The organism is Vibrio sp. OPT20 (assembly GCF_963889365.1).
Lineage (GTDB): Bacteria > Pseudomonadota > Gammaproteobacteria > Enterobacterales > Vibrionaceae > Vibrio > Vibrio splendidus.
This window is the reverse complement of the sequence record NZ_CAWPOA010000052.1, coordinates 129209-142010: the sequence shown is the minus strand read 5'-3', so window position 1 is coordinate 142010 and position 12802 is coordinate 129209. Positions and strand designations below refer to the sequence as shown.

The 12802-nt window shown below is 45.4% G+C and carries 10 protein-coding genes; 8 read left to right on the top strand and 2 right to left on the bottom strand.

Annotation, left to right across the window (positions count from 1 at the left end; all coding sequences use genetic code 11):
* Positions 1-79: 79 nt before the first annotated feature.
* Positions 80-1477, bottom strand: coding sequence for an aminodeoxychorismate synthase component I (gene pabB / locus AACR09_RS10690; RefSeq protein WP_193834942.1), 1398 nt, complete (start codon positions 1475-1477; stop codon positions 80-82).
* Positions 1478-1722: 245 nt separating this feature from the next.
* On the opposite strand from pabB, the gene AACR09_RS10685 reads away from it, so the two are divergent.
* The 8 genes from AACR09_RS10685 (at position 1723) to AACR09_RS10650 (ending at position 9715) form a co-directional block, all read left to right on the top strand.
* Complete coding sequence (locus AACR09_RS10685; RefSeq protein ID WP_004734730.1) at positions 1723-3240, top strand: fumarate hydratase; 1518 nt, start codon at positions 1723-1725, stop codon at positions 3238-3240.
* 163 nt (positions 3241-3403) lie between these two features.
* Positions 3404-3589 carry a hypothetical protein gene (locus tag AACR09_RS10680; RefSeq protein WP_004734731.1) on the top strand — a complete coding sequence of 62 codons (186 nt, stop codon included), beginning with the start codon at positions 3404-3406 and terminating at the stop codon, positions 3587-3589.
* 211 nt (positions 3590-3800) lie between these two features.
* On the top strand, positions 3801-5174 hold the full coding sequence (locus AACR09_RS10675; RefSeq protein WP_193834941.1) for a YcjX family GTP-binding protein: 1374 nt from the start codon (positions 3801-3803) through the stop codon (positions 5172-5174).
* 14 nt (positions 5175-5188) lie between these two features.
* Positions 5189-6241 carry a YcjF family protein gene (locus AACR09_RS10670; protein WP_193834940.1) on the top strand — a complete coding sequence of 351 codons (1053 nt, stop codon included), beginning with the start codon at positions 5189-5191 and terminating at the stop codon, positions 6239-6241.
* A 224-nt stretch (positions 6242-6465) separates the two neighbouring features.
* Positions 6466-8010 (top strand): transcriptional regulator TyrR, encoded by a 1545-nt coding sequence (gene tyrR, locus AACR09_RS10665; protein ID WP_017077872.1) that lies wholly within the window; start codon positions 6466-6468, stop codon positions 8008-8010.
* 18 nt (positions 8011-8028) lie between these two features.
* Positions 8029-8616 carry a ribosomal protein S5-alanine N-acetyltransferase gene (gene rimJ, locus AACR09_RS10660; RefSeq protein WP_004734735.1) on the top strand — a complete coding sequence of 196 codons (588 nt, stop codon included), beginning with the start codon at positions 8029-8031 and terminating at the stop codon, positions 8614-8616.
* A 141-nt stretch (positions 8617-8757) separates the two neighbouring features.
* Complete coding sequence (locus tag AACR09_RS10655; protein WP_004734736.1) at positions 8758-9231, top strand: DUF2947 domain-containing protein; 474 nt, start codon at positions 8758-8760, stop codon at positions 9229-9231.
* 268 nt (positions 9232-9499) lie between these two features.
* On the top strand, positions 9500-9715 hold the full coding sequence (locus tag AACR09_RS10650) for a hypothetical protein (RefSeq protein WP_012604204.1): 216 nt from the start codon (positions 9500-9502) through the stop codon (positions 9713-9715).
* Between the two features lie 156 nt (positions 9716-9871).
* Here AACR09_RS10650 and AACR09_RS10645 read toward each other — a convergent pair whose 3' ends face one another.
* Entirely contained in the window at positions 9872-12712 is a 2841-nt protein-coding gene (locus tag AACR09_RS10645; protein WP_193834939.1) for an Hsp70 family protein, read from the bottom strand.
* Between the last annotated feature and the right edge of the window lie 90 nt (positions 12713-12802).

The window sequence follows — 12802 nt, the reverse complement described above, 5'->3', positions numbered from 1 at the left end:
TTTTTTTATTTCGGCTTCTTCTTATATAGATCTTTCGCTGGCCGTTAAGCCGCGAAACTGTCAGTTAATGACGTTATGCTTAACATTCCTCAAGTACAGGTAGAATACGACTTAGTTTATCCAACGTCTCTTGGTACTCAGAAGCACAATCACTATCGAATACCACACCACCGCCAGCCCATGCATAAAGCGTATTGTTCTCTGCCACTAACGTACGAATCGTAATGCTGGTGTCCATTCTGCCATTACGGCTGATATAACCAATGCTACCGCAATACGCCGAGCGACGATGAGGCTCTAGCTCCTCAATGATCTGCATCGCGCGAACTTTTGGAGCGCCGGTAATCGACCCCCCGGGAAAGCAAGCCCTTAATAGGTCATGTGCTGAATGATGGACATCAAGCTCTGCCCTTATCGTGCTCACTAAGTGGTGCACAGCAGGGAAACTCTCTATATCGAATAGCTTTGGTACATGAACAGATCCCGGCTTTGCGACTCGGCCAATATCATTACGAAGCAGGTCGACGATCATCAGGTTTTCTGCCTGATCTTTCTCAGCATTCAACAGGTCTTGAGCATTAGCGTCATCAATCATGGAATTTTCAGAACGAGGACGTGTCCCTTTGATTGGCTTGGTTTCAATGGTGCCACTATTGAGCTCTAAAAAACGCTCAGGTGAGACACTGAGAATGGTGCAGCCTGCTAAACGGATAAAACCAGAGAATGGAGCTGAGTTGTACTTCTCTAACTTTTCATAAGCGAGCCATTCACTGCCTTGGTATTGGGCATTGAAGCGCTGAGCAAGGTTTATCTGATAACAGTCACCCGACAACAAGTACTCTTGAACGCTATCGAATTTATTGGCATAACTTTGTTCAGTCATATTGGATTGCCATGGGGTGGTTAATCCAAATTTCTGATGAGTTCGTTCTGCTTGTTCTGCTTGTTGGCTTGGCGATTGTTGTTGAGTTAACCAACCCCAATGGGTATCAATGTTTTGCCCAACAAGGAACGCAGCTTTAAGCTTATGATCAACAATCACAGCCCATTCATATAATCCAACCGCCATGTCTGGTGCAGAAATATCACGCTTAGCAAGAGAGGGAAGAGCTTCTACTCGTCGCCCTAAATCGTAACTAAAATACCCTAAAGCACCACCAACGAAAGGCAGTTCAGGGTGCTCACTGATTGCGGGTAGTAATTGCTGCTGATATTGGTCGAGTAGTTCGAAAGGGTCTGACTCTGAAACCTCGCACGTCTCATTAACATTGACGGTCGTTTTTGCACCGATTGTCTCGAAGGTGGCGATGGGTTGAGCAACTAAAATGTCGTATCGACTATCGACGTGGCTTTCTGAGGCAGAGCGTAATAGCATTGCCCACGGCACGCTTTCAATATGAGAAAACAGCTGTTTAGCTAAAGTTGATTGATATTCAAGCGGCTTGATTTGGATAGAGCGAAATTCGTTGTTATTCATTTGTTTTTTTTGTGACAAAGAGTTCGATCACTGCATGGCGTGTGAGAGGAAGCAAGAGTATCATAAATTGAAAATAAAATGGGTTCTTGATTAGAACGGTGTAATACAAGTGGTTTAGTTTACAGCTATGCAAGCGATTGCTAAAGCAACTAAATACAGCTCAACACAATAAAAAGCTAAGCCAATTAGGCCTGAATAGTCAAACCATGAACCCACATGGAACCAGAACAATAAAGAGGCATGCAATGACGGTTATTCGTAAGCAAGATGTGATCAGCAGTGTCGCTGACGCACTTCAGTACATTTCTTATTATCACCCTTTAGACTTTGTCCAAGCCCTAGAAAAAGCGTATGAGAAAGAAGAGAGCCAAGCAGCAAAAGATGCTATCGCTCAGATTCTGATTAACTCGCGCATGTCTGCGGAAGGCCATCGTCCAATTTGTCAGGATACGGGTATTGTTACTTGTTTCGTGAACATCGGTATGGATGTTAGGTGGGAAACGGATCAAACAGTACAACAGATGGTTGATGAAGGCGTTCGTCAAGCTTACAACAATCCAGATAACCCATTGCGTGCATCAGTCCTAATGGACCCTGCAGGTAAGCGTATTAATACCAAAGACAACACACCAGCGGTTGTTCACATTAATATGGTTCCAGGCAACAAAGTTGAAATTCAAATCGCGGCAAAAGGCGGCGGTTCTGAGAACAAAACCAAGATGGTAATGCTTAACCCTTCTGATGATATTGCAGAGTGGGTAGAGAAGACGCTACCAACTATGGGTGCGGGCTGGTGTCCACCGGGCATGCTTGGTATAGGCATCGGCGGTACGGCTGAGAAAGCAGCAGTACTAGCGAAAGAATCTCTGATGGAACACATCGATATTCAAGACCTTATCGACAAAGGTCCAGAGAACGCAGAAGAAGAGCTTCGTTTAGACATCTTCAACCGTGTAAACAAGCTTGGTATTGGTGCACAAGGTCTTGGCGGTCTAACGACTGTGGTTGACGTTAAAATCAAAACAGCGCCAACGCATGCAGCTTCAAAGCCTGTTTGCTTGATCCCGAACTGTGCAGCAACACGTCACGTACATTTCACATTAGACGGCAGCGGCCCTGCAGAGCTAACACCACCTAAGTTAGAAGAGTGGCCAGATATTACTTGGGAAGCAGGCGCGAATACACGCCGTGTTAACCTAGATGAAATTACTAAAGAAGACGTTCAAGAGTGGAAGACTGGCGAAACGGTTCTTCTATCAGGCAAGATCTTAACCGGTCGTGATGCAGCGCATAAGCGTATTCAAGGCATGCTTGAAAGTGGTGAAGGTTTACCTGAAGGCGTCGACCTGAAAGGTAAGTTCATTTACTACGTTGGCCCTGTTGATGCGGTACGCGATGAAGCGGTTGGTCCTGCTGGCCCGACAACGTCTACTCGTATGGATAAGTTCACCGACATGATGCTAGAAGAAACCGGCATTATGGGCATGATTGGTAAAGCAGAGCGTGGCCCTGCAACCGTTGAGTCAATCAAACAACATAAATCGGTTTACCTAATGGCCGTTGGCGGTGCAGCTTATTTAGTCGCGAAAGCAATTAAAAAAGCACGCGTGGTTGCGTTTGAAGATCTCGGTATGGAAGCGATTTACGAGTTTGAAGTTGAAGACATGCCGGTAACGGTCGCGGTTGACTCTAACGGCGTGAACGCGCACCAGATCGGCCCTGATACGTGGAAAGTGAAAATTGCTGAAGCTGAAAAAGCATAATTTACTGAAGTCAAAAGTCGTAACAGGCGCTAGCTTCAGCGTTTGAATTGCAATTCTTGACAGAAAGTTGAAGACAAAAGTGCAGCATTATTTGCACTTTTGTCTTATTATCAATGATATAGTGATAAACACATAGTTTGATATAAGAATATAGGAGAGAGGAATGCCTCGTTTTATTCAGATCCTACAGATTATCTTGGCAGTGGTGATTGGTGCTTTTGTTGGTTACGACCTGATCTTGAAAGGGATCAGTATCTTTGATAATAAATACGTGACGATTACTTGTGCGCTTTGGCTAATTGCAGAGATTGCACTGTTTGTTATCTACAAGTTGATTGAAGACGATTAAACGTCGGATATCGCAGAAAAATTCTAAAGCCCCTGATTATGAATGTAGTCAGGGGCTTTTATTCATCTAGCATTAAGAAAGTGTATTGCATACTTATCACTATTAGTAAAAGAACAAGCAAAAGCATACATACTATCCCAACAGGGAAAGAACATAGGCTTGCCTCTCTATTATCATAATCAGCTAGCCTAACTATCACGGAGTCGTTCAAATGAAACACCTAACTCAAGAAATGAGTGACTTTATAAGCAGAGGAACGGATTCTCACATTCGAGTAGCGGTTACGGGGCTTTCTCGTGCGGGTAAGACAGCATTCATTACTTCGCTGGTAAATCAGCTTCTTCATACGTCTACCCACAAAAATCTACCACTGCTTGCATCAGCGAGAGATGGCAGAATTATTGGCGCAAAGCGCATCCCGCAACAAAACATGATGATTCCACGCTTCTCTTATGATGAAGCGATGGAATCTTTGAATGCACAGCCACCAGAATGGCCAGTGCCGACGCGCGATGTCAGTGAGATTCGTCTAGCTATCAAATATAAGCCAGCCAAAGGCGCAAAGAAGCTGCTGAGCAAAAACAGCACCCTTTATCTCGATATTGTTGATTATCCGGGAGAGTGGCTACTAGATTTACCTTTGCTGGATATGGATTTTGATACTTGGAGTCAGTCTCAATTTGCAGCACTAAAAGGCGATAGAGAAACTTACTCGCAACAGTGGAACGCCATGCGTGGTGACGTTGACTTGTTAGCCGAAGCAGACGAAAAGAAACTGGTCGCCATTGCCGATAGTTATACTCAGTACCTTCACACTTGTAAGGGTAACGGGTTGCACTGGGTACAACCGGGTCGATTCGTATTGCCGGGTGAGCTTGAAGGTGCGCCTGTGCTGCAATTTTTCCCGTGCATCGCACCTGAGGGCAAGTTCTCAAAAACAAGTAACTATGCGGTTTTAAAAGCGCGTTATGAAGAGTATCAACAAAAGGTCGTAAAAGCGTTTTATAAGAATCACTTCGCGACGTTCGACAGACAAATCGTGCTGGTGGATTGCTTACAGCCGCTCAATGCGGGCTATGACTCTTTCATGGATATGCGTGGCGCATTAGAGCAGCTACTAAAAAGCTTTAAGTATGGGCGAAGCAATATGCTAAGACGCTTATTCGCGCCGAAGATCGACAAGATCTTGTTTGCAGCCACCAAGGCTGACCACGTGACACCGGATCAACACCCGAACTTGGTATCTCTGTTACAACAGATGGTGCATCCGGCTTGGCAACAGGCGGCGTTTGAACACATCGACATGAGTTGCATGAGTATCGCGTCTATTCAAGCGACCAGTGCGGGTTATATCTCGTCGGGTTCAGATAATGTTCCAGCACTGCAAGGTGTCACTTTAAACAACGAGCCTCAAACCATGTATCCGGGAGAGGTGCCGCGTAAGTTGCCCAATAAACAGTATTGGGAAACCAACCAGTTTGATTTCACAAGCTTTAGGCCGATGGAGCAGCACTCTGACGAGCCTTGTCAGCATCTGAGAATCGACAAGGTTTTAGAATATCTCATTGGCGACAAGTTGAAGTAATTGAGGCAATCAAAATGAGTGAATTAAAAACGAAACAGGTCTTTGATGAACCGTTGAAGACCTCGTTCGATGAGCCTGATAAGAATGAAGTTACCCCAGATTTGGGGGCTCAAAAGCTATTCACGGAACAAGAAAAGTTTGTACCCGTTGCACCACAAGTAGATACAGATCTTGATGGTGATGCTGAGCAGCAACTGGAACAAGTGATTCGACCGAGTAAAAAGAAGAAGTGGTTTGGAACGGGCTTACTTGTCGCTTTCTCCGGTCTGGTGGGCTGGCAGGCGATTGACTCTGTCATTACCGCGATTCAAACAGCAGACTGGCTTGCGTTAGGTTGGGCTGGCTTTATTGCTGCAATCGGTTCATTAGGCTTGGGCGCAATAGGCAAAGAGCTGTGGAAGCTACGCTCATTGAAAGATCATTTCAGCGTTCAAGAGCAGAGTGAAGAGCTACTTCAGAGCCAAAGTGTCGGTAAAGGCAAATCGTTCTGTGAACACATTGCGAAGCAGGGCGGTATTGTCGCTGAATCACCCGCTTATGATAAATGGCGAAACAGCATTAACCCTGCACACAGCGATGCTGAAGTCTTGGATATGTATGATGCACTCGTTGTTGCCCAACAAGATAAAGTGGCGACTCAAATTGTCACTAAGTTCTCGACCGAATCGGCCGCTTTGGTTGCTGTGAGCCCATTGGCGGCTGCCGATATGTTGCTGGTGGCGTGGCGCAATTTCACCATGATAGACAAGCTTGCTGATGTGTATGGCATTGAGCTTGGTTACTGGTCGCGTATTAAGTTGTTCAAGTTGGTGTTGATCAACATGGCAGCGGCAGGTGCCAGTGAGCTCGCGATAGACGCGAGTATGGACCTCGTCTCGATGGATCTTGCAGGCAAGGTTTCAGCTCGAGCAGGACAGGGGCTCGGTGTCGGTATTCTCACTGCGAGACTGGGTTTAAAAGCCATGACATTGCTGCGTCCTATGCCTTGGCATAATGAGCGAAAAGTAAAAATATCAGATCTTCGCAAAGCCGTCCTTTCTGAAATAAAGCGCATTACGCTTAAATAGAGTGAGTTGCTTATCAATAAAGCGCATCACGCTTAAACAAAGCGATCTACTTAGCAACAAAGCGAGCTACTAACCAATAAAGCGAGTTACTTAGAAATAAAGTGTATGACATTGAGTCGTTTGCGAGTGAAGAGTAAACATATGTTTACTCTTCTTCTTGACTGAACTCAGAGCTTAATCCACACTACTGTCAACTTATCCTGACACCTATAATAGGACTATTTGTGCGTCTTGAAGTATTGTGTGAAGACAGACTCGGCTTAACGCGTGAGTTGCTCGATATCTTGGCCTCAAAAAGCATTGATTTAAGAGGAATCGAAATTGATGTTAAAGGCATTATTTACTTAAACTGCCCTGATATTAATTTTGATGCTTTTAGTGAACTTATGGCTGAAATTCGCCGAATTTCAGGTGTGAAGGATGTACGTAAAATCCAATTTATGCCAAGCGAAAGGCACAACACAGAGTTGATTGCTCTGCTGGCAAACCTACCTGACCCTGTGATAGCGATTGACCTTAAAGGCTCAATCGATATGGCAAACCACGCTGCATTGAACCTCTTTAACAAGCAAGAAGACGAAGTGATCGGTGAGCCGCTAGCGACGTTCGTTCCTAGCTTTAACTTCGCTCGTTGGATAGAAGGCGATGTAACGCGCCATCGTGAAGTTGTGGTGTTAGATGGTTTAGATTTCTCTATTGAGATCCTGCCGATTTACCTTGGTGGTGATGTGAACGAAGCGGTACTGGCTAGCGCGGTAATGACAATTCGTTCTTGCAACCAAGAGATGAACACGCCAGACGCAATCCCTGAACAGAATAACCTAGGTTTTGAACACTTTGTTGGTGTCTCTAATCGCCATAAAGCCTTGATCAGCCAAGCTAAGAAACTGGCTATGCTGGATCAACCTCTCCTTATTGAAGGGGATACAGGCACGGGTAAAGAGATGCTGGCTAAAGCGTGTCATAACCGTTCGAACCGAGCGTCATTCCCATTCTTGATTCTAAGCTGTGCATCGATGCCTGATGACGTAGCGGAGACGGAATTGTTTGGTCATGCACCGGGTTCATTTAACCATGAACAAGGTCATAAAGGCATTTTCGAACAAGCGAATGGCGGTACCGTATTTTTAGATGAAATTGGCGAGATGAGCCCGCATCTACAAATCAAACTGCTGCGTTTCCTACAAGATGGTTCATTCCGTCGTGTTGGTGAAGAAGAAGAGATGCACGCGGATGTTCGTATTATCGCATCAACGCGCCATCGTCTTTCTGAATTAGCCGACTCGGGCTCGTTCCGTGAAGATCTGTTCTACCGCTTGAACGTGCTGACTTTATCGATTCCTGCTTTGCGTGAACGTTCAAACGATGTTGCCCCATTACTGGAGCTATTCGTTGCAAAGTACGCACAGCAATTAGGCATGTTGAAACCAAAGCTGACTCAAGAACTAATCGACCAATTAGGTAACTACCAATGGCCAGGCAACATTCGTCAGTTAGACAACATGGTTCTACGTGCTCTAACAGAGTTGGATTCAGATACGTTAACGGTTGAGCAATTCCACCTGCCACAGCTTGAAACCATGACTGCTGGAATGGCGAACTTGAGCTTAGACGGCTCGCTGGATGAGATCATGAAAGACTATGAATCTCAGATTCTAGAGAAGCTCTACCAGTCTTTCCCATCAAGCCGTAAGCTTGCAAAACGTTTGAATGTATCTCACACCTCAATTGCGAATAAGCTTCGTGATTACGGTATTAGAAAGAACTGATCGAATAAGAACAAGATTATGGAAGATTTGAGTACACCGGAGCGCATTTATAAGCGTGACGGTAACCTGATTCTGAGAACGGCTGAAATCGACGACGCAGCGATGATCAGTGAGTACTTTCAGGCTAACAGAGAGTACCTGAAACCTTGGGAACCGATTCGCGAAGACGCGTTCTTTGATAGAGCGAGTTGGGCGCAGCGACTGATCAAGTTAAACGAGCTTCATAAAATGGGACTAGGCTATTACTGTTTACTGATTAATGCTGACTCTAATGAAATGTTAGGCACCATATCGTTCAGTAATTTGTCTCGTTTCCCGTTCTACGCCTGTAATGTCGGTTACTCATTGGCGCAAAGTGCACAGGGCCACGGTTACATGCGCAGAGGCTTGAGCATGGCAAAAGACTACATGTTTGATGTGCAGAACATGCACCGCTTAATGGCGGGCTACATGCCTCACAATGAACGCAGTGCGAGTGTATTGGAACATCTTGGCTTTGTTCGAGAAGGCTTCGCCAAAGATTACTTACAGATTAACGGTAAATGGGAAGACCATATACTGACCGCGCTAGTTAACCCTAACTGGGAAGACAAACGCAATGTCTAGACTAAATAGTATCTAGGCGATAAGAGCAAGTAACGAATTTAAAGGCAGCGAATATCAAGCGATCTCTAATCGCCGCTGTATCAAAAAGAACATATAGGCATGGTAGATCCATCAGCCTGAGAAGATATTTGAGGAATTTTGATGTCATACACAACTTTGGACGAATACCAAAGAAAATGGATTTTCACTCACCAGTCAATGCCGCTGCCGGCAGAGGATTTGGAAAAGATTAAACCAATGACACAGGCGAGAGCATCTCAGTTCTGGAAAGAGAACGTTAGCCCTCAAAGCCCTGATGCGGAAAGACTAAGTTCGCAAGACTGGCCAAGCAAAGCATCGAACTGGAATGAAGAGATCAGCTGGATGGCAAATTGGGAAGCGGATGAGCCTGAAATGCCAGAAGAAATTCTAAACTTCATTGATTGGCAAGATGACGTAACTGTTTATTTTTGTTACGAAAAATACAATGTTTTAGAAACCAAATGGTCAGTTTTCAAGAAACACTGGAAGAACTTTTTGTTCTACGATGATGGCCCGATTCTACTAGGTCGCCGCCGTTCAGAAGCACTTTGGTTTGCTACAAATGGTACCGTTAAAATTGGTAATCGTGCTTAAATTTGGTGTGATTTAATCGAGCGAGTGTTGACGATCCGATCAACAGATAGACAGACAAAAAGCGAGCATTGAGCTCGCTTTTTTTATGCCTAGTGATCTTCGAAGATCATCGGAAAGAAACGATTATTTTACCTCAGTTGAGGATGACTATTTTCACTGACATAGAGCAGTTAAATTTCGAAATTGAGATCGCTATCTCATTGGACTAGTTGAAGTTTTATGGGGTTGAGCTATCTTTATATTACTGCCTTAGTGGAGGTGAAGTATTATGATTTGGGATACTCTCGAACGTGTAAATAAACTTCGCAAGGAAGCAATGGAAGATCCAGAGTTTTTGGATTCAGCAAAAATGCATGAGGAATGGCTTTTAAGCGAAACTCATAATCAATCGAACAAAGGAGCTAAAGAGAAGAAACCGAAAAAGTTATCTGATATTTATGAAAATACGGATTTTCCTATCAACCCAACAGGAACGAAACATTAACAATGATGAACTGCAATACGGCTAAGGCTCTTAACCAAGAAGCGATAAGTCGACTAAACATACCAGCCTTAAGCCACCAATAAAAAAGCCACTTTCAACGAATCGAAAGTGGCTTTTTCTTTACTAGTTAGCGCTCCAATCTAATGAGCCCTAAAACTAGTTATTAATCAGGCTTAACCCGCTTGGTAATGCATCACCAAATACGCGCTTAGACTCACTCTCAGAAAGTTCAGTCACTTCACTCACTAGCGTTAGCCATGAATCAGGCACCTTGCTTTGCTTAAGCTTCTCAACCACTTGATTACGATAGTCGTCAGAGATATCAAATTGACGGTCACCGGTTTTACGGCAAATCATCACAGCAGCGAAGGCGATCATCTGCTCTTTCTGCCAGTTCTGTTCAAGCAGTTTTGGTAACCACTGTTCAGCTTGCTCTCTAGGAATTACGCTGTGTTGGCTGCCATACAAAGGTGTTCTTGATGCTAATCGACCTAGCGCCCACCAGTGAGCCTGTTCAAATTGGTTATGGTTAATCGCTTTGCTCAAGAACCAGCTTGCCAGCAGCACTTTGTCTTCCACTTCTAGTTGCTCAAGTGATGCCGCTAAACGAACCATGGCTTCATAGCCATTGTCTTGTGCATCTTTGGCTGTCTTAGGGTTTTTCATTGCCCCCGGGTGAAGGTATTTAGCGATGTCAGCCAAGATACTCTCTTGCTGCTCTTGGTTTAATCCACCGGCAACACGACGCCAGAATACCCACCAGTCCGTCCAACCTTGGTGGTTCTGGAATTGAATGTTTTGTTGGTAAAGGCCCCAAATTTGTTCGATACGCCATGAGTCAGTCGGATCGCCAAAGCCTGGACGCAGCGAGTAACCCGCCAAACGCAGCCAGTTCTTCTCGTGTGCTTCTGAACGACGACGGCGTTTACGACCTAATGAAAAGGTATCAAACAGATGGCGAAGGGTCGTGAAGTCCCATTCATCACGCTTACCAAGTCGCTTCTCAAGATCTTTCGATAGTGTTTTGATCTCTTTTGATTCAGCACTCTTCTTGTTGCCGCTGTACAGACGAGAAATCAATTCCTTACATTCATCCAGTCTTGGGTGAAGTTTAGCGGTATCAGACTCATCACCTTGCTTGTTTCTGACTTCGAACTCAAGCAACCAACGCTTAGTGTCATCTTCTGTACTCACACACTCCATTTTCAGTGTGCCGACTTCCGTTAATTGACACGCGAGCAATACTTCGACGCGTTCTTTTTGGTTGGCTTGGAGCTCTGCAGTACCTGAACCTTCCAGTGTAGAAATATACGGGGGAAGAGGGGAGAACAAGTCAGCGTCGACATTGACCATCACACCATTTTGAATAGCGGTGTCATGAGCAATTTGATCGTGTGTTGAAGTCAGAAGATTAAATCGTACCGGTTCGCCTAAAGTCAGCGAGAAACGACGGCTGTTCAAGCGTATCTCTTGGCCTTCTTCGGTTCCTTTGGCAAGCAGACAAAGCGCTTTACCCATCTTGTTCTTCTCTTGCAGATGCAGGAAGTAAGAACGGGCAGCACCGCCACCGATTTTCAGTTGTGCACCGCGGCGTGCTTTACCAAAAGCTACTGCACCAAGGGCTACAGACCAGTCAGGGTGAGGGTTATCTAAGACGGTGATTGGAGCGCCGTTCCAGTTACCTAGTAGCTGAGTAATACGCTCTGTGACAAGTTCACTGTTGAACACACCGCCGTTAAGCAGCACACCAACAGGGATAGCAGGCTTAGTGTCATCGAACTCAATCGAGTCTGAGTTTTCCAGCGCAGCTTTTGACACTTGTTGATGTGTCGTTAGGAACTCTGCAACATGTTTGCTGACCGCAGGATCGGCAACGTAAGGCAGGCCGAATTCAACCACGGCACTGCGGCGTTTGTCTGGTGTTTCAGTAAACTCAGAAAGCGGGAAGAAACCTTCCAATGCGATTTGATGAACTTCTTGTTTGGTTAAACCAATACTCTTGGTACCGCCAAGTAGCTTTGAACCGCTGCCCAGCATAGTGATTTTCACATCATCGGGTGCATTGGCAGAAAGCAGGCTCTCTTTTGCGGCGCGAGTTTGTTGAATCAGTTTGGTTAGGCTAGCGGCATTCAGCTTTTTGTTTTGATTGAAGCGTTGCTCAGCAAGGTGAGCAAGGGCTAAATCGAGGTTATCACCACCCAGCATCAAGTGTTCGCCAACGCCAATACGGTCGAGTGCGAGTTCTTGGTCATCGCCATTGTTTGAGTTGAAGCTTGCTTCGATCAAACTTAAATCGGTGGTACCACCGCCGACATCACACACTAGAATCAGCGGGATCTGTTGAAGTTCATCGGCTGCGGTTTGTTGATGACGGGCATACCAGTCATAACAAACGGCTTGCGGCTCTTCGAGTAATAGAATCTTACCTAAGCCAGCAAGTGCTGCCGCTTCGAGTGTCAGCTTACGTGCTGTCTCATCGAATGAAGCGGGAACGGTGACTACAACGTCTTGGTCTTCCAGCTTATTGCTTGGGTTGCGGTAGTTCCATGCTTGACGGATGTGGTTGAGGTAGCTTGCGCTTGCGACAACAGGAGACACCTTATCGACGTCAGTTGCGCCTGCCCACGGCAGAATGTCGGAGTTACGATCAACCGCTTGGTGAGATAACCAACTTTTAGCACTCGATACTTGGCGACCTTCAACCTTAGCACCTAATTCTCGTGCCCATTCGCCTACGATGACATTTTGAATATCGCCTTCAACTAAGCTCGGTTCCCAAGGCATGGTGAGATCGGAAGGGGAGATCTGACCTTGTGCGGGATGATAACGAAATGATGGAAGTAGGGGCTTGCGAACCACTTCACCGGGGCCGATGAGTTGGTCAATATCGAAAAGAGAAACGGGAGCATGTTGTAGGTCGTCGTTGATTTCACAGTAAGCGACAACAGTATTGGTTGTGCCTAAGTCAATGCCTACTAAAAAACGAGGAGATGCCATACAAAACCTTATTCTGCCAAAGTGATGACCAGTTAATGGATAATCTTGGTCTTTTGGAATGCTTTTAATACAGGGCTAGGGAATCGCATT